The sequence below is a fragment of the Streptomyces sp. HPF1205 genome (assembly GCF_020400825.1).
GTDB lineage: Bacteria > Actinomycetota > Actinomycetes > Streptomycetales > Streptomycetaceae > Actinacidiphila.
The window spans coordinates 42,471-60,869 of sequence record NZ_JAINVH010000024.1; the positions used below are offsets into that span (position 1 = coordinate 42,471).

Here is an 18,399-nt window from a genome sequence, read left to right on the forward strand (position 1 = left end):
CTTCACCAGCCTTGATCGGCCGCGGTACCGTCCGCGGAGTGGGCGGGTTCCGTGTCGAGGTGGCGTTCCTCGACGCGGGTGAGAAGGAAGGCGGCCCAGAAGTTGGCGTCGGTGGCGAAGAACTCCGGGCTCTTGATCTCCACCCCGAGGTCCTTGCGGCAGCGGCTGATCAGCTCCATCACCATCAGCGAGTCCAGGCCGAAGTCCAGCAGGTGGAACGGCCCGTCCAGGTCGGACACCGGTACCCGCAGCAGTTGGGCGAGCTGCTCGCGGACGTAGGTGTCGAGCAGCGCGAGCCGGTCGCCGGGCGCCGCGGCCAGCAGTTCGCCCAGGATCGCGGCGGCCTCGCCGCCCGCCGCGCCCTCCGGGGGACTGATCTCGATCCGCCGCAGCACCGGGCGCTCGGCGCGGGCCTCCAGGATCGACTTGTACGTCGGCCAGTCGGCCGAACACACGACGTGGTGCGTCTCCTCGCTGTCCAGCAGCGCGCTCATCAGCCGCAGCGACTGGGGCGCCGACAGCGGCCGCAGTCCCGTGGCGGCCAGGAACGCGGCGATCTCGCCGTCGAACAGGGCCGATTCCAGTTCCCAGGACGACCAGGCGATGGTGAGCGCCGAAAGGCCCCGGGACCTGCGGTGGTAGGCCAGGCCGTCGAGGAAGGCGTTGCCGGCCGCGTAACTGGTCAGGTGCTGCGAGCCCCAGGTCGCGGCGATGGAGGACAGGCCCAGGAAGAAGTCCAGGGGCACGTGTTCGGTCGCCTGGTGCAGTGCCCAGCCGCCGAGCACCTTGGGCCGCCACACCTTGTCGTACTCGGGGCGGGAGACCTCGCGGACGAATTGCGGGCCCGAGACGCCGGCGGCGTGCACCACGCCGGCCAGCGGGGTGTCGGGGTCGGCGGCGAGCCGGCGCACCAGCGCGGTGACGGCCTCCTGGTCGGCGACGTCGGCGGCGACGACCTCGACCTCCGTGCCGATGCCCTCCAGTTCGCGCACCACCTGGATCCGCTGCTTGACGCCTTCCTTGAGGCGGGAGTTGTTCCACTTGCGTCGGTCGGGCAGTTCGGTGCGGCCCAGCAGCACCAGCCGTCCGGCGCCGCGCAGCGCCAGCCAGCGGGCCACCTCCTGGCCGATGCCGCCGAAGGCGCCGGTGATCAGGTAGCTGCCGTCGGGGCGGACGGCGACCTCGCGCCGCAGTTCGTCGCCGCCTGGGTGACTGGCGACGATCCGCGCCGCGAGCCGGGCCCCGCCGCGCAGCGCCTGCTGGTCCTCGGCCTCGGTCCACGCCAGCGCCTCGGCCAGCGCGGCCGGGCCGTCCTCGGCGTCCGGGTCGAGGTCGATGGCGCCGCCCCAGTGCTGCGGGTGCTCCAGGGCGACGACGCGGCCCAGGCCCCACAGCGGTGTGGCGGCCGGGGTGTGCCGGGCCTGGTCGTCTCCGGTGGCGACGGCACCGCGGGTGACGAGGGTGAGCTTGACCCGCTCGTCGGCCGGCTCGGCCTGGAGCGCCTGGGCCAGGCCGACCGCGAGGAGTTCGGCCCGGTCGCGGAAGGCCAGCAGCGCCTCGGCGTCGGTGGCGTCGGGGTCCGGGGCGTCCAGACCGGTCAGCAGCACCACGCGGCCGGGCAGGGCGTCGAGGGGCGCGCCCTGGGCGGCGTGGGCGTCGGCGGCGGCGCGCGCGGTGCGCTCGCGGCGCCAGCGGCCGAGCAGTTCGGTCAGCGCCTCGCGGTGGAGGGCGCCGTCGGGCTCGTCGCCCGGCCCGCCGGTGGGGGCCGGTACGACCGTCGCGGACGCGCCTGCCTCGTCCAGGGCCGCCGCGAGCGCCTCGGCCATCCCGCCCGCGTCGGCGATCAGCAGGACGTCGCTGTCGCGCAGTTCGGCCCGCGGGGGCACGTTCTCGGTGTCGGCCGGCTGCCACTCCATGCGGTAGAGCAGCTCGTCCGGGTCCCGCCACGGCTCGGGTGCCGGGCCGGGCGGCGGGACCGGGATCTCCACGCCGTCCACCGCGCCGAGCCAGCGGCGGGCCTCGTCGTAGAAGTCGGCGCGGCCGCGGACCGTGCCGTCCGCGCCGGCCTCGGCGGCGGCCCGCAGGTACCGTACGGCGCCGGGCTCGGGGCAGACCGCGTCGGCGATCGTGCCCGGGCGGGCGGCGGGCGCGGCCTCGTCGCCGGCCGCGGCCCAGGCCACCGCGGCGACGGCCGTGTCCAGCAGGGCGCCGCGGCTCGGCGCCGCGTCCGCGAGCCGGAGCAGGGCGGCGCCGGCGCCGCGTTCGGCACCCGCCGCGATCCCGGCGAGCGCGGGCGGCAGGCCGGCCGGCGGCCCGGCGGGCTCCGCGTCCTGTCCGGGGCCGGCGTCCTCGGCGGCGAACGGCACGGGCCGGCGGACCGCCGCGCCGGGGCGGCGGCGGACCCGGCCGCTCAGGTGCAGCCGCCAGGGCGCGGCCGAGGCCTCCTCGGCGGGCGAGGTGCTGCGCACCTCGAACGTGGCGGCCGTTCCCTCGTCGGAGAGGGTCAGGTGCACGGTGCGCTCGTCCTCCAGCCACAGCGGCTCGGCGGCCACCACGTCGCCGGCCCCTGCCCAGGCGCCGCCGAGGCCGTCGGCCGCGGCGGTCAGGGCCGCCTCGACGAGGGCGCCGACCGTGATCCGCGGGCGCCCCTCGGTCGACTCGTCCGCCTCCTGGCGCAGGCGGGGATCGGCCAGGTCGAGCTGGTACGCGGGCCGCGCGGAGCGCAGCCTGCGCCCGAGGCCGGGGACCGCCTCGCCGACGGGGGCGGCCTGCGCGGCGGGGGCGGTGGGGAACCAGTACGACTCGCCCTCCCACACGTAGGTGGGCAGCGGGACCCGGCGGGCGCCGTCGCCCTCGTGGTAGGCGGCCCAGTCGACCGTGGCGCCGCGCAGGTGCAGCGCGCCCAGGGCGGTGGCGACCGACTGCCGGTCGTCCAGGCCGCGGCGCAGCGCGGGGACGAAGCGGCAGGCGGCGTCGTCCAGGCCGCGCGAGCCCAGGCCCGACAGCACCGGCTGCGGCCCGATCTCCAGGAAGGTGCGGAAGGAGTCGTCGTACAGCGTGCGGATGCCGTCGGCGAAGCGGACCGTGCCGGCGGCGTGCCGTACCCAGTACTCGGCGTCGATCTCGCCGGGGGACACGGCCTTGCCGGTCACGTTGGAGATCAGCGGGATCCGCGGGGCGCGGTACGTGATCGTCCGGGCGACGGCGCGCAGGTCGTCGAGGGCGGGGTCCATCAGCGGGGAGTGGAAGGCGTGCGAGACCGTCAGCAGACGGTGCTTGATGCCGTCCTTCTCCAGCGCGGCGGTGATGGCGGCGACGTCGGCGGCGGGGCCGGAGATCACCGTGTCGGCCGGTCCGTTGACCGCGGCGACGGCGACGGTGGCGCGGTGGCCGGCGATCGCCTCCAGCGCCCTGGCCTCGTCGCAGACGACGGTCGCCATGACGCCGCCGTCCGGCAGGGCCTGCATCAGCCGGCCGCGTGCGGCGATCAGCCTGCAGGCGTCCGCCAGGTCCATCACGCCGGCCACCGTGGCCGCGACGATCTCGCCGACGCTGTGGCCCATCAGGGCGGCGGGTACGACGCCCCAGGACTGCCACAGCCGGGCCAGCGCGTATTCGACGGCGAACAGCGCGGGCTGGGTGTATCCCGTCCGGTGCAGCGGCGAGGACGGGTCGCCGGGCTCGGCGGGGTCGGACGGCGGCAGGGCGAGCAGGTCGGCGAGGGGGCGGTCCAGCAGCGGGTCGAGGTGGCCGGCCACTTCCTCGATCGCGGCGGCGTAGGCCGGTTCGGCGCGCAGGAGTTCGCCCATCCGCGGGTACTGCGAGCCCTGGCCGGTGAACAGCCAGGCGACCTTGCGCTGGGTGTGCAGGGCGAGGTTCGCGGTGACGGTGCGGTCCTCGCGGCGGCCGTCGGCGAAGGCGTCGAGGGCGTCGGCGAGTTCGGCGGTGCCGGAAGCGGCCACCGCGACACCCGTCGGCAGCCGGGAGCGGCCGACGTGCGAGGTCAGGCAGACGTCGGCGAGCGACAGGGCCGGGTCCTCGCGCAGGGCGGCGGCGTAGCGGCGGGCCAGCGCGTTCAGGGCGGTCGTGCTGCGGGCCGAGAGGGTCAGGACGTGCGTCCCGCGGGCGGCGCCGGCCGCGGGCCCGCGGGTCGCCCCGCCGGCGGACGCGGCGCGGGGCGGCGGCTGCGAGACGATCGCGTGCGCGTTGGTGCCTGAGGCGCCGAAGCTGCTGATGGCGCCGATCCTGGCGGGCTTGTCCGCGGGCCAGGGGCGGCGGTCGGTGACGACCTCGATGTCCAGCGCGTCCCAGTCCACGTTGGGGTTGGGCGCGGTCATGTGCAGGTGCGGGGGGATCTCCTCGTGCTGCAGCGACAGGACCAGTTTGAGCAGCCCGGCCACGCCGGCCGCGGGCTCCAGGTGGCCGATGTTGGTCTTCACCGAGCCGATCAGCAGCGGGCTGCCGCCGGCGTGGTGCCTGCCCACCACCTGCTGCAGGGCGCGCAGTTCGATCGGGTCGCCGAGCGCGGTGCCGGTGCCGTGCGCCTCGACGTAGCCGACCTCGGCCGGGTCCGTGCCGGCCTGTTCCAGGGCCGCGCGGATCACCGCCTGCTGGGCCGCCGGGTTGGGCACCGAGATGCCGCTGGAGCGGCCGTCGTGGTTGACGGCGGTGCCGCGGACCACGGCCAGGATGTTGTCGCCGGCCTCAAGGGCGTCCGACAGCCGCTTGAGCACCACGACACCGGCGCCCTCCCCGCGGGCGTACCCGTCGGCGCCCGCGTCGAAGGTCTTGCAGCGCCCGTCGGGTGACAGCGCGCGGAACTTGCTGAGCAGCACGAAGCTGTACGGGGTCAGCATCAGGTTGACGCCGCCGGCCAGTGCCATGTCGCACTCCCCCAGGCGCAGCGCCTGGCACGCGTCGTGCAGGGCGACCAGCGAGGAGGAGCAGGTGGTGTCGACGACCTTGCTCGGGCCCATCAGGCCGAAGGTGTAGGACACCCGGCCGGCGACGAACGACGGTTCGCCGATGAGCTGGTAGCCGTCCACGTCGCGGATGTCGCCGTACTCCTGGCGGGCGCGGACGTAGTCGGTGGTGGACACCCCGATGAACACGCCGGTCCTGCTGCCTTCGAGGCTGTCGGGCGCGTATCCGGCGCGCTCCAGTGCCTCCCACACGACCTGGAGCGTCATGCGCTGCTGGGGGTCCATGCCGACCGCCTCGCGCGGCGAGATGTTGAACACGCCCGGCTCGAACCGGTCGACCTCGTCGAGGAATCCGCCGCGGATCACGTACGCCTTGCCGGGCGCCTCGGGGTCCGGGTCGTAGAGCTTCGCGGCGTCGGCGCGGGAGGCGGGGAACTCGCCGGTGGCGTCCACGCCGTCGCGCAGCAGCTCCCAGAAGCCCTCCGGGTCGGTGACGCCGCCGGGCATCCGGCAGCCCAGGCCGATCACGGCGATCGGTTCCGCGGCGCGTCGTGCGGCGCCGGCCGCCGCCGCGGCGTTCAACTGCTCGATCCGCCGGAGCGCCTCGACCAGCAGCCTCCGGTCGCTGCCCGCGCCGCCGCCGGGCCCGGCCTCCGGTGCGGCCGGACGCCCCGGGCTCTGCGCGGGACCACTGTCGCGTGCCATGAACTCTGGACCTCCAGGAAGACGGAACCCACAGTTGACGACTTCAACACTTGATGAACGATGCTCGACGATGCACGAGTGCCGTGTCAACGGAGTTTCGGGGAAAGCGGAAGCGGATTCGGCCACCGGCCCGGGGGCGGGGCATGCCACAGGCCTCCGCGTCCGGTGGGGGGGCCGGGACGCGGAGGCACTGCGGGGTGTGCGGTTGGTACGGGGCGGCCGGACGGGCCGGCCGGGAAGGGAGTGAGCGGGGACGCGGGGACGGGGAGGACGACGGGGGACGGGCGGGTACGCCGGGGAACGGGCGCGAACCGGCACGCGGGGGCGCACGCTCAGCACCCGGGTCCCGGGCGGGCGAGGACCCTCGCTCAGCACCCGGCTCCGGGACAGGCGGGCCCTCGGCGCCCAAGTCCCGGGCGGGCGGACCTCAGCGCCCGGCTTCCGGGCGGGCGGCCCTCAGCGCAGGAAGACCGGCATCGCGTCCAGGCCGCGGAACGGCGTGCGCAGCTCCCAGTTGAGCTCCTGCTCCGGCACGGCAAGCCGCAGCGCGGGGAAGGCCTGGAGGACGGCGAGGGTCGCCACGCCCACCGCCTTCAGCGCCAGCCGGGAGCCGACGCAGTAGTGCACGCCGGAGCCGAAGGCGATGTGGTCGGCGGCGTTCTCCCGCTCGAAGTCCAGCACATCGGGGTCGGGGAACTTGCGCGGATCGCGGTTCGCGGCCGACGGGCACAGGATGACCAGCGAGCCCTTGGGGATGAGGCCGCCGCCGACCTCGATGTCCTGGGTGGCGTACCGGTTGGAGCCGGGCTGCTGGGGGCCGTCGAAGCGGAAGATCTCGTCCATGGCCGCCGGCATCACGGCCGGGTCGGCGAGCAGTTCGCTCTTCTTCTCGGGGTACTTCAGCAGCCAGTACACGCAGTTGCCGATCATGCTCTGGATGCCGAAGTAGCCGGCCAGCATGACCTGGATGGCGGCGGCGAGGAGTTCGACCTCCTCCATCCGGCCTTCTTCCTCGGCGACCTCGACGAGCGTGGTGAGCAGGTCCTCGGCCGGCCGACGGCGCTTCATCTCGATCTGCTCGGCCAGCAGTTCCTTGATGAGGTCCAGGCCCTTCTGGGCGGCCTCCACGTCCTTGCCGCCGGTCAGTTCGTCCATGCCGAAGGTGAAGTCGTCATGCTTGTCGGCGGACACGCCCAGCAGTTGGGACTGCACCTTCACCGGGTACGGCTTGGCGTAGTCCAGTACCAGGTCCACCCGGTCCTTGCCGGCGAAGCCCGCTATCAGCTCGTCGGCGATGCGCTTCATGTGCGGTTCCATGGCGTTGATCCGCTTGGCCGCGAAGGAGGGCACCACCAGCTTGCGCAACCGGGTGTGGTTCGGCGGGTCCTGGTTGATCATCATGTGGCCGGAGACCTCGTCGCGCCGCAGCACCAGGCCGCCGACCGGCGGGGCCGCCATCGAGCCGGCCCCGCGGGGCTTGGGCGCCTCGTCCAGGCTGCTGCTCAGCCGCAGGTCGCCGTAGCACGCCTTGACGTCGTCGTAACGGGTGATGATGAACGCCTCGGAGCCGTCCCTGAGCGTGATCGGCCGGACGGGTCCCGCCTCCTGGATCTCCTTGTAGACGTCGTACGGCATGTTGCCGAACTCGTCGCCCAAGTGGACCGGGCAGCCGGCGGCCGCGGCCGCCTCGGCCACGCTCATCGGCTCCTCGTCCGTACCCACCGACACGCCTTCAGCAGACATTCAGACCTCCAGTCGATCGGCCGCTTCCGGGACCCCGACACGGCACGCGCGGACCTCAGCGGACCCGACAAGACAGACAGACAGTCAACAAGCCACTAGGAAACAGACACTCGCAGCACACGAGTCGAACGGGAGCGGCGGCCGGGGCGCGGCCGGTGGCGCGGCCTCAGAAACCAGCCCACTGACTATTCTTCACTTGATGACTTCACTACCCGTTGAAGAATACGCGACTGCGCTCGACTGTCAACGGACTTGGGGGTCCTGCCGCGGGCGGGAGCGGGGCGGGCGAAGAACGGCGGGGCCGCCCGACCGGCCGGCCCCGCCACGAGAATTGAAGGCCACGCGCCCGCGCCCTTCGCGGGGCGCGGGCGCCGATGGCCCGTCAGGCGACCTTGCGGCCCGCGAACGCGGCCAGCCGGTCGGCCGGCGAGGCACCCTCGGGAGCGGTCTGCTCGGCCCCGAAGGGCAGGCCCGCGCGGTCACCGGGGAGCATCATCCGCAGCTGTGCCTCCGCGGCCTCGACCACCGGCTCGGTCAGCTCGATCGTCTGCCCCGTCGAGTCGGCCAGGTCCCAGCCGTGCACGCTCATCTCGATGACCCGCGTGGTCACCAGGCGCGGCGCCGGACGCTCGCCCATCGGGGTCTGGAACACCTTGTCCATCACGCCGTCGGCGGCGAACGCCTCCTTCAGCCCGGCCAGCGAGTCGCGGAACGCCTGCACGGGGTCGTCGCCCAGCACGTCCCCGCCGGCCGGCGCGCCGCCGCCGGAGACCATGGCGGTGAACATCAGGTTCCCCGACACGACGTGGGCGATCAGCTCCCGCACGGTCCATCCGTCGCACGATGAGGCCTCGGCCAGCCGGCCGGGCTCCACTCCTCGCAGGACAGCCTCGAAAGCGGCTCCTGCGTCATCAAGCAATCCAAGATTGTTAGCCGTCACAGGATCGGAATCTACCACCCGTGCAACACCCCAGCAACACTTGCCGATTGGTGCGCGGCGCCGCCGGCACGCCACCGCCCGGGGGGCGTCGGGCCGCGCGACCGGCCGCACACGAGAAGCCCGGAATCCTGGATGCGTTCAACATGCGATGAACTGCGATGAGCAACGTACTCGCGGCGCGCGGAGGCCGGGCGGGGTCCGCGCGCCGCAGGTCGCCATCGGCCGGACGGCGGGGTCGGAACCGACTCGAGCATCGACGGGGGAATCGGCCCTCACCACACGATGACTTCATTACGTGTTGAATCCTACGCGCCCGCATGGTGTTGTCAACGCCTCGCCCGCCCGCGCGGACCGCCGGACCGCCCGCGCGACCACCCGACCACCCGACCGCCGGACGACCGACCTCCCACCGCCCTGCGCGGACCGGTGGGGCGTCCGCACCTGCGCGCCGGGGCCCGCTCAGTCGTCCTGCGGCACTTCGGCGGTGGGGTCCGGGACGTGCGGCAGGACGTCGGCGATGTAGCTGGCCACGGTCGCCTCCAGGCCCACGTCGTGCTGCGCCCGCTCCGAGAGGTACCAGCGGTGCTCCAGCAGTTCGTGGTAGACCTGCGCCGGGTCCATGCCGCGGCGCAGCTCCACCGGCACGGTGCGTACGGCGGGCCGGAAGACCTGGCGGACCCAGCGGTGGGCGAGCACTTCGGGGCGCGCTCCGAGGGGGTCCCCGGGGGCGTAGTCGTCCTGGGTGGCCATCCACTGCTCCAGGTCGTTGAGCAGGCTGCGGGCCTGGTTCTCCTCGGTGTCCATGCCGGTCAGCCGCAGCAGTTGGCGCTGGTGGTGGCCGGCGTCCACGACCTTCGGCAGGAAGGTGACGGTGTCGCCCTCGGGCGAGCGCTGGATCTGCATCTCGGCGACGTCGAAGCCGAGGTCGTTCAGGCGGCGCACGCGCCGGTCGATGTAGTGCCGCTTGCTCGCCGGGTACACCGACTCGCGGGTCAGCTCGTTCCACAGGTCGCCGTAGCGCGCCACGATGGCCTCGCCGGTGGTCACCGGGTCGACGGAGGGGTGCAGCGATCCGCCGGCCTCCAGGTCCATCAGCTCGCCGGCGATGTTCACCCGGGCGAGGTCGATGTCGTACTCGCGCTGCCCGTCGCTGAGCCGGGGCTGGAGCTGCCCGGTCTCGGCGTCGACGAGGTAGGCCGCGTAGGCGCCCGCGTCACGCCGGAACAGGGTGTTGGACAGCGAGCAGTCGCCCCAGGCGAAGCTGGCCAGGTGCAGCCGCACCAGCAGCACCGCCAGCGCGTCCAGCAGCCTGTTCACCGTCCCGGGGCGCATCGTCGTCTCGAACATCGACCGGTACGGCAGGGAGCCGTTCAAGTGCCTTGTGACCAGCGCGGGTTCCAGCGGCGTGCCGTCCGCGGCGACGCGGCCGGTGACCACGGCCATCGGGTCGACGGCGGGTATCGCCAGCCGGTCCAGGTCGCGCAGCAGCTCGTACTCGCGCTCGGCCGCCCACTGGCTGACCTCCTTGATCGCGACGACCTCGGCGCCCGCGCGGGCGAAGCGCACCACGTGCCGGGAGATGCCGCGGGGCAGCGCCACCAGCGACTCGGCCGGCCACTGCTCCAGCGGGAGGTTCCACGCCAGGTCGAGCAGCGCGGACGGGTGTTCGGCATCGTGCGCCGTGATCTGCAGGGGCATGGCGTGGTGCGTCCTCTCGTCCGCGGGCCGCGCGGCGACGTCCGGCCCGGTCGGAGCATGCTAACGGCCTGACCTGCGCCGGTGACCGGCCCCCTCGGCCGCGCCCTCGGCCGGCCCGTCCCGCCGCCGCGCCCGGCGGGCCCCGCGGCCCGGCCGGCGTTCAGCAGCCGTCGCCTCCCGCGGCCGGCACGGTGTCGGGGGGCACGCCGAGCGTGGCGCGCAGCACCAGCGCGTAGACCTGGAGCCGGAACGCCGGGGAGTAGGAGGTGTACTCGTAGCAGCCGCCCTGGTGGAGGCCGCCGATGAGGCCCACCACGGCGGTGCGGCGGGTGCCGGGCACGGTGGCCAGCCAGGGGCTGCCGCTGCTGCCGCCCACGTAGCCGTGGCAGTCGAAGGAGGGGAAGCCGCCGGTGTAGTACACCGGGACGGTGCAGCGGACCGGCTGGTCGCCGATGCCGGAGTTGTACGCGACGTCGGTCACCTCCTGGCCGGCGGGCGGGGCGAGCCCGAGCACGTTCGCGCCGGTCACGTCCTGTACGCCGACCTCTCGGCCGTCGCGCTCCTGGTCGGCGACCCGCAGGATCGCGTAGTCGTACCGCGGATCCTGGTCCCGACTCCACTTCGGGTCCACGTAGGCGCCGGTCACGGTCCAGACGCCGTACGGGGTGCGGCCCGCGTCGTAGCCCGGGGCGAACAGCCAGCCGGCCGCGGTTCCTCGCACGCAGTGGGCGGCGGCCAGGATCAGGTCGTGACCGGGCGCGGCGACGACACTGGCCGTGCAGGAGTGGTCGTGGTCCAGGCCGCCGCGGAACAGCGGGCCCACGGTGGCGATCCCGTCGAACCGGGTCGCGGTGGGCGTCCCCGGCGGCGCCCCCGGGCCGTCGTCCGCAGCCGCGGGCACCGCGGTCAGCGTCCCCAGCGCCATGAGTGCCGCCACGGCGAGCCCGGTGAGAGTCGCGCCGGAGAACCTGGGCATGCGGAAGAACCCCTCGTCGGACGGTCGCCCATGGCGCGAGGGGCCTCACGCGTGGCGGCCGTCAGGGACGGTGCCGGCGCGGCTCGCGCGATGGTTCGGTGGGCGCTGACGCGCCGTTCCTACCGGTCCGCCGACGGCCTGCGCAAGGGCGCGCCGTCGCCGGAGCGTCGGGGATCCGGGCCCGCTGGGGCGCCGGCCGGCCGACGGGTACGGGGCGCACACCGGAACCCTCCTGCCCGGCCCCGGCGTCCGGCGCGGCGGGCCACCGGCGGCCCGCGACCGCCACGGCGCAGACCGCGCCCACGCAGGGCAGCCAGCCCGCAAGCGTCGGCCGCCCGGCCGCGACCAGCGATCCCGCCGCCCAGCTGCCCAGCGCGGCCCCCGCGGGCTCGGCCGCGCTGATCCACGCGAACGCCTCGGTCAGCCGCGACGCCGGGACCAGCTCCGGCACGAGGGAGAGGACGGTCGTGAGCGCGGGGGCGAGCGCCAGCCCCGCCGTCAGCAGGGTCAGGGCCCGCCACAGCAGGTCGGACCACACCGCGAACAGGGTCAGGAAGGCGGCGAACCATGTCAGGGCGATCGCGGCCCGGCGGGCCGGCGGTCCGGCCCAGCCGCGGCTTCCGTACCACAGCCCGCCGGCGAGACTGCCGACCGACCATGTCGCCTGGACGGGACCGCTCAGCGCGATCGCCCCGGAAGCCTGTGCGGTGGCCGGGACGACGACCGCGACGGCCCCGAGTGCCACCCCCACCGAGACCAGGGCGGCGACCGGTCGCACGACGCCGGTCAGGGAGCCGGACCGTGTCCGGCCGGGCGGGGCGCTCGCGCCGGCGGAGGCGCCGGCCGGCACGCTCGCGGCCAGCAGCGTGCCCGCGAAGGCGAGGACGCCAAGGACCACCACGGGCACCGCCGGGGGCGTCAGGGCGACCAGCACGCCGACCAGCAAGGGCCCGCTGACCAGGGCGAGTTCGTAGAGCACCGAGTCGAGGGCGTACGCCGTGCCCAGCAGGTCCTTCGACACGGGAAGCCCGGCCCACGCGACCCTGATGAACGCCGACAGCGACGGGAGGGTGAGACCCGCCGCCCCGCAGAGCACCAGGACGGCGCCGGCGGGGGCGCCGCCCGCGGCCGACGAGGCGAGGGCCACCAGGAGCACCAGGTGCGCGCCGGTCAGCAGCCGCAGCAGTCCCGCGCGCCCGTAACGGTCCATCAGCCGCCCCTGCACCGGCCGGTTGGCCGAGGCGGTGACGAGGTAGACCGCGACCGACAGGCCGCCGGCCCGGTAGGAGCCGGTCTCGTGGTGGATCAGCAGGACGAGCGCCAGGCTCATGCCGCCGACCTCGGTCCTGGCCACGAAGCCGCCCACGATCAGGGGCAGGGCGCGAGGCGCCTTGAGCACGGCCTCGTACCGGCGGTAGACCGCCGTGTTCCGCGGTGCGCCCATCCTCGCCCTCCGTCCGCCGCCCTCCGCGGCACAGTGGTGCGCGCCCGCGTCGTACGACCTTGCCCGGCCCGCCCGTGACGGCGCGCTCCCCGTCCAACGTCCGGCCGGGAGCCCCCAGTTCCTGCACGAACACACGCGGGCCGGGCAGGCCGGACGAACGGGAGGCGTCCCGCACCGCGGAGGTGCGCCGCCACCGCGGGCCCGGCCGGCGGGCGGCGCGCGTACGCTCGGTGCGGGGGCGGCCGGTGAACGGGAGGTGGGCGGTGCGGCGGACGTACGCGCTGTGGGCGACGGCGGCGGCCGGGCTCGCGGTGGACCAGGGCACGAAGGCGATCGCCGCGGCAGCCCTCGAGGGCCGCGAGCCGAGGCACGCGCTCGGCGGGACGGTGACCCTCACCGCGATCCGCAACCCGGGCGCCGCCGGTTCGTTCGCGCCCCACGCGACGGTGGTCTTCACGCTCATAGCCGTGGCGGTGCTCGTCTTCATCGCCCGGGTGTCGCCGCGGGTGCGCGACCGCGGCTGGGCGGTCGGGCTCGGCCTGCTCTTCGCCGGCGCGGGCGGCAACCTCACCGACCGCCTCTTCCGCAGCCCGGGACTCGGCCGGGGCGCCGTCCTGGACTTCATCCAGGTCGGCCACTCGGGCATCTTCAACCTCGCCGACCAGTGCGTCACCGCGGGCGCCCTCGTCGTCCTCGTGCAGACCGTGCGCGGCGTCTCCATGCGGGCGCCGGCCGCACGCGGCACCGGACCGGGGAACGGCCCGGGACCGGGTACGGGTACGGGAGCGGGACCGGGCGCCGGCCGGCAGTCCGGCGGCGAGGGCCAGCCGGTGTAGCGGCGAGGCCCCGCCGTACGGCGCGAGCGGCGGCCGCGGCTTTGCGGACGCTTGACGGCCGCTTCACCCGCTGCCGGTGGGATGGGCCTGCGCACCGCGCAGTCGGTTCTCGCTCGCGTGAGGCAGGTTCGTATGAGGAAGACGCCGGTCCAAGGCGGTGGGGTCGAGGAGCACGCGGGCCGGGTCCGCGGCGACGGGGGCGGAGACCGGGGCGGGGGCGGGGGCGCCCGGCTGGAGTCGCTGACCGGCCTGCGCTGGTTCGCCACCTTCGGTGTGTTCCTGTCGCACGTCAACATCCTCCTTCCGCTGCCGCGCACCCGCGGGCTGTTCTCGCTGGGCGAGACGGGAGTCTCGCTGTTCTTCGTGCTGTCCGGCTTCGTACTGGCCTGGAACTGGTCGCCCGATCTGCCCGCGCGCGCCTTCTACGGGCGCCGCTTCGCCCGGGTGTGGCCGCTGCTGGTGGTGGCGGTCGCCCTCCCGACGGTCTTCGCCGCGACCTCCGAGGGCGGCCCCGCGGTGACGCACCTGCTGCTGATCTCGGCCTCGGCGGTGCTGCTGGTGCAGGCGTGGGTACCGGGCTGGATCCTGCTGGGGGCGAGCCCGGTGACCTGGTCGCTGTCGTGCGAGGCGTTCTTCTACGGCCTGTTCCCCGGCCTCATGCGGCGGTTGCACGCGGCGTCCGCGGGCCGGCTCGTCGCCCTGGTGTGCGCCGCGGTGGTGGCGCTGTGGGGCGTACGCGTCGGGCTGTGGTGCGCGTATCCGCCGGTGCGCCACGTGTCCGGCCTGGACGGATACGGCCCCGCGGTGTTCTGCGTGTACTCGCCGCTCGCCCGGCTGCCGCAGTTCCTGATCGGGATGGCGGCGGCGATCTGGGTGCGCCGCGGCCGGCGGGCGGTGCCGGTTCGCACGGCGGCCGCGGCGCTGCTGGTCCCGGTGGTGGCGCTGTGGCTGCTGCGGGGGTACCCGTTCCGCGGCGCGGTGCTGTTCGACGCGGGTGACACGGCCACCACGCCGTTCCTCGCGCTGCTGATCGCCGCGCTCGCCCGCCGCGACCTGGACGGCGGCCGGTCGTTCCTGCGCAGCGCGCCGCTGGTGCGGCTCGGGCAGTGGTCGTACGCCTTCTACCTGTTCCAGTTCACGGTGCTGCTGCCGGTCGCGCTGGCCTCCAGTCCCGGCCGCCAGGTCGCGGACTTCTTCACCGACCCGGTCCCGCCGAGCGTCGGCCACCTGGGGTACGCGGTGCTCGCACTGGTACTCACCCTGGCCGTTTCGGCGTTCTTCCACCGTTTCGTGGAGCACCCGATGGAGCGGCGGCTGCGGCGGCGGCTCGGCAGCGGGCGCTCCGGCCGGAGGGCGTGGCAGCCGGCCGGGGCCGCGGGTCCCGCCGTCAGCCGGAAGTAACGTTTCTGAGGATCCGGTCGAGCAGCGAGCCGAGCTGCTCGACCTCCTCGTCGCTGAGCCCCTCCAGCATCCGCTGCTGGCTCTTGAGGGCGACCGCCTCGATGTCGGCGTACATCCGCTCGCCGTCCGCGGTCAGCGCCACGGTGGCGGCCCGGCGGTCGGCGCCGTCGCGGGTGCGCGCCACCAGTCCGCGCCGCTCCATGGTCTCCAGGTGGCGGGAGAGGGTGGGGCCCTCGATGTTCAGGTAGCGGGCCAGCGCCCGCTGGATCATCGGGCCCTCCAGCTTGAGGGTGGCCAGCATCGTCCAGGTGGTGAAGGTCGCGCCGGCCCTGCCGAGCTCGGCCTCGAAGAACGTCCGGCTCTCCTTCGCGGCCTGCCGCAGCTTGGGCGCGATGCTCCGGTGCAGCCAGGTGGGCCCCGCCTCCGACGGCGCCGACCGCCCCGACGGACTGTGCTCCTGACCGCGCACCACTACCTCCGCTCCCGCGTTCATCACTCAAAAGGGTATCCCGTGACGTGATCCGAGCCGGTCCGGACCGGTTGCGGGGGCAGAATTAGTTCGTTAGGTTGCGAAGTAATTCTGAATCATGGGAGTCCCCGATGAGTGATGCCAGTTTCGAGGAGGCCGTGGCCTCCGCCGCGGCCGTGTCCGATCCGCGGGCGCCCTCGCGCCGGGCCTGGCTGGGGCTGGCGGTGATCCTGCTCGCCGCGTTCATGGAGCTGCTGGACGTCACCGTGGTGACCGTCGCGTCCCCGACGATCCAGTCCTCGCTGCAGGCCAGTTACGCCCAGGTGCAGTGGATCCTGGCCGGCTACCAGCTCGCGTTCGCGGCCGGGCTCGTGGCCGGCGGCAGGCTCGGTGACATCTACGGGTGCCGCCGGGTGTTCATCTGGGGCGTGCTGCTGTTCTCGGCGGCCTCGGTCCTGTGCGCGGCGGCGGGCAGCGGCACCACGATCGTGCTGTTCCGCCTCCTGCAGGGGCTCGCCGCCGCGGTGATGTTCCCGCAGGTGCTGTCGATCATCCACGTCACCTTCACCGGGCGGTACCGTGCGGCGGCCTTCGGGGCGCTGGGCGGCACCATCGGGCTCGCGGGCATCGCCGGTCCGCTGGTCGGCGGGGCGCTGATCCACTTCGACCTGTTCGGGACGGACTGGCGCGCGGTCTTCCTGATCAACATCCCGATCGGCGTGGTGGCCGCGATCGGCGCCCGGCTGCTGGTGACGGAGTGGAAGTCGCAGCAGCGCCCCGGGCTGGACCTGTGGGGCACCGCGCTGGGCACGGCGACGGTGGCGCTGGTGATCTTCCCGCTGGTGCAGGGGCGGGACGCCGGCTGGGCGTGGTGGATCTGGACACTGCTGGGCCTGTCGGCGCCGGCGCTGTACCTGTTCTGGCGCCACCAGCGCCGTCTGGAGCGGCTCGGCGGCTCGCCGATGGTGGACCTGGCGCTGTTCCGGGGCGGCTCGTTCGGGGTGGGCCTGCTGGTGGAGTTCGTCTGCTTCACCGGGGTGTCCGCGTTCTTCCTGGTGCTCGCGGTCTCGCTGCAGGCCGGGTACGCGTGGTCGCCGCTGCGGACCGGGGCGGCGTTCCTGCCGATCGCGGTGGGCACCGGTCTGGCGTCGGGTGTCGCGATCCCGCTGCTGCCCAAACTGGGCAAGCGGGTGCTGCAGATCGGCGCGGTCGTGATGGCGGGCGGCATGGCCGGGCTGATGCTGACCCTGCACGCCCGTCCGCACGACCTGACGCTGTGGAGCCTCGCGCCCGCGGGCCTGGCGATCGGCGTGGGCCTCGGCATGATCGTCACGACGGTGAACGACGTGGTGCTGGCGGAGGCGTCGGGCCCCAGCGCGGGGTCCGCGGCCGGGGTGCAGACCACGGTCGGCCAGGCGGGCAACGCGGTGGGCGTGGCCGTGCTGGGCGCGGTCTTCTTCGGCCTGCTGAGCGGGAACGCGACGTCGGCGGCCCAGCACTCCGTGCCGCGGCTGCGCGAGGAGTTGCGGAGCGCGTCCGTCTCGGCGCCGGCCGCGGCGACGCTGGAGCGCTCGCTGGTCACCTGTTTCTCCGACCAGGCGTCGGCGGACGACCCGGGCAAGCTGCAGCCCAGTTGCGGGGCCCTGATGGACCAGGCGCGTCGCACCGGCGACCCGGCGGCCGTCGGAATCGTCGGCCGGACCCTGACCGACACGCGGCAGCAGCACTTCTCGAACTCGATGCGGACCAGCCTCACTTACGAGATCGCCGTGCTGGGACTGGTGTTCCTGCTGGTCTTCCTGCTGCCGCTGCGGCGCGGCCTGCAGGCGGGGACCGCCCACTGAGCCCGCCGGGCACAGCCCGACCATCGTCACACACCGTGTCCGCGAGGGCCCACGGCGACCGCCCGCCGGGGGCCTTCACGGTCACGCCCATCGGATCCGCGCAATGCGGTGGGCGTGCGCACGCGCCCCGCGCTCCGGCCGCGCGCCGCGCAATACCGGTGCGACGCCCGCGCCGGGGCGGATGGCGGAGGAATTCATCCCAGGGGTTGATATACGCAAGCCGCCACCCTGGTACTTTTGAAATCCACGGCATTGCGACGCAAACGAGGCCATAAATATGACTTTCACTGTGACGCGTGCCTGATGTTTCTTGGCCTACGACCAGGGGGGACGTGGTGGAAGGCAAAACCACTCGGAAAGTCGGGACCGGATGCACAGCGACGGACCAGCAGACATCACGCTCGACCGCCGGGTGCCGGGCGGCCGGAGCCCGGCTCCTCACCCTCCGGCGCCCGGCGGGGCCGTCCCCGGTGACCGCGGACAGCGGTTCGCGCCCGGCCTTCCCGCAGCAGCCCGGGGGGTCGTAGCCAGTGCGCTTCACATTGCTGGGGCAGCTCCAGGTGCACGACGGGGGGCGCATCCTCACTCCGCAGGCGCACAAGCAGCGCGTTCTGCTCGCCGCCCTCCTGCTGCACCACCACACCGTACTGTCCGTCGAATCACTCATCGACGAGCTGTGGCCCGAGGGGCCGCCGCGCACCGCCCTGCAGGCATTGCGGGTCTATATCTCACAACTGCGCAAGATACTGCAGAGCGGCGGCGGCCCGGGCGGTCCGGCACTGACCGGCCAGGCGCCCGGCTATTGCCTGGTCGTCGAGGACGGAATACTGGACGTCCGCGAATTCGACCGGCATCGGGAACTCGCCCGGGCCGCGCATGAGCGCCACGACTTCGACACGGCGCTTTCCCACTACCGGGCGGCGGCCGGTCTGTGGCGCGGCGCCCCACTGGTCGACCTGCGCGAGGGAATGCTGATACGGAGCGTGACCTCCCGGCTGGAGGAGTCCTGGATGGCGGTCGAGGAGGGCCGCATATCACTGGAGGTCCGGCTGGCCGGCAGCCGCGGCGAGGCCATCGCCCGGCTGCGCGAGCTGGTCGCGAGACACCCGTTCAACGAGCGCCTGCACGCGCTGCTGATGATCGGTCTGTTCCTGTCCGGCCGGAGCGGGGACGCGCTCCAGGTCTACCGCAGCACCCGGGAGTGCCTCATCGACGAACTCGGCATCGAGCCGGGCGAGGAGCTCCGCCTGGTCCACCAGGTCGTCCTCGACTCGAATCCTGCCGCCCTGGCGAACGTCCGCATGTGGACGGCCTGACGCCGGGGCCGCGGCCCGCCCGGCCCGCGGCCCCGGTCCTCAAGCGGTCCCGGTACGGGGCGGCCCGGCCACCGCGGGTGCCTCGACCGCCCGACGGCACCGGTT

General features: G+C 74.2%; 11 protein-coding genes. 4 read left to right on the plus strand and 7 right to left on the minus strand.

Annotated features, from left to right (window positions below; genetic code table 11):
* Positions 1 to 2 precede the first annotated feature (2 nt).
* From K7G61_RS24640 to K7G61_RS24665, 6 genes are all read right to left on the minus strand, one after another.
* Positions 3 to 5,627 carry a type I polyketide synthase gene (locus tag K7G61_RS24640; protein WP_225849149.1) on the minus strand — a complete coding sequence of 1,875 codons (5,625 nt, stop codon included), beginning with the start codon at positions 5,625 to 5,627 and terminating at the stop codon, positions 3 to 5.
* A 456-nt stretch (positions 5,628 to 6,083) separates the two neighbouring features.
* A complete protein-coding gene (locus tag K7G61_RS24645; protein ID WP_225849150.1) occupies positions 6,084 to 7,370 on the minus strand; it encodes a cytochrome P450 in 1,287 nt (428 codons plus the stop codon).
* A 382-nt stretch (positions 7,371 to 7,752) separates the two neighbouring features.
* Positions 7,753 to 8,289 carry a TIGR03086 family metal-binding protein gene (locus tag K7G61_RS24650; protein WP_225849151.1) on the minus strand — a complete coding sequence of 179 codons (537 nt, stop codon included), beginning with the start codon at positions 8,287 to 8,289 and terminating at the stop codon, positions 7,753 to 7,755.
* Between the two features lie 480 nt (positions 8,290 to 8,769).
* Positions 8,770 to 10,008 carry a DUF4032 domain-containing protein gene (locus tag K7G61_RS24655; RefSeq protein ID WP_225849152.1) on the minus strand — a complete coding sequence of 413 codons (1,239 nt, stop codon included), beginning with the start codon at positions 10,006 to 10,008 and terminating at the stop codon, positions 8,770 to 8,772.
* Between the two features lie 160 nt (positions 10,009 to 10,168).
* Positions 10,169 to 10,984: a serine protease gene (locus tag K7G61_RS24660; RefSeq protein ID WP_225849153.1), complete on the minus strand. Its 816-nt coding sequence runs from the start codon at positions 10,982 to 10,984 to the stop codon at positions 10,169 to 10,171.
* A gap of 61 nt (positions 10,985 to 11,045) precedes the next feature.
* Complete coding sequence (locus tag K7G61_RS24665) at positions 11,046 to 12,428, minus strand: hypothetical protein (RefSeq protein ID WP_225849154.1); 1,383 nt, start codon at positions 12,426 to 12,428, stop codon at positions 11,046 to 11,048.
* A gap of 263 nt (positions 12,429 to 12,691) precedes the next feature.
* Here K7G61_RS24665 and K7G61_RS24670 point away from each other — a divergent pair, with 263 nt between their 5' ends.
* Together K7G61_RS24670 and K7G61_RS24675 are read left to right on the plus strand one after the other, a co-directional pair.
* Complete coding sequence (locus K7G61_RS24670) at positions 12,692 to 13,264, plus strand: signal peptidase II (RefSeq protein WP_225849155.1); 573 nt, start codon at positions 12,692 to 12,694, stop codon at positions 13,262 to 13,264.
* A gap of 132 nt (positions 13,265 to 13,396) precedes the next feature.
* Positions 13,397 to 14,665, plus strand: a complete 1,269-nt coding sequence (locus K7G61_RS24675) for an acyltransferase (RefSeq protein WP_225849156.1) — start codon at positions 13,397 to 13,399, stop codon at positions 14,663 to 14,665.
* On the opposite strand, the gene K7G61_RS24680 is transcribed toward K7G61_RS24675, so the two are convergent.
* Complete coding sequence (locus K7G61_RS24680) at positions 14,652 to 15,158, minus strand: MarR family winged helix-turn-helix transcriptional regulator (RefSeq protein WP_225849157.1); 507 nt, start codon at positions 15,156 to 15,158, stop codon at positions 14,652 to 14,654. The two genes, K7G61_RS24675 and K7G61_RS24680, sit on opposite strands and share 14 nt — an antisense overlap.
* 107 nt (positions 15,159 to 15,265) lie before the next feature.
* Here K7G61_RS24680 and K7G61_RS24685 point away from each other — a divergent pair, with 107 nt between their 5' ends.
* Both K7G61_RS24685 and K7G61_RS24690 read left to right on the plus strand, forming a co-directional pair.
* On the plus strand, positions 15,266 to 16,978 hold the full coding sequence (locus K7G61_RS24685; protein WP_225849158.1) for an MFS transporter: 1,713 nt from the start codon (positions 15,266 to 15,268) through the stop codon (positions 16,976 to 16,978).
* A 530-nt stretch (positions 16,979 to 17,508) separates the two neighbouring features.
* Positions 17,509 to 18,294: an AfsR/SARP family transcriptional regulator gene (locus K7G61_RS24690; protein ID WP_225849159.1), complete on the plus strand. Its 786-nt coding sequence runs from the start codon at positions 17,509 to 17,511 to the stop codon at positions 18,292 to 18,294.
* Positions 18,295 to 18,399 lie beyond the last annotated feature (105 nt).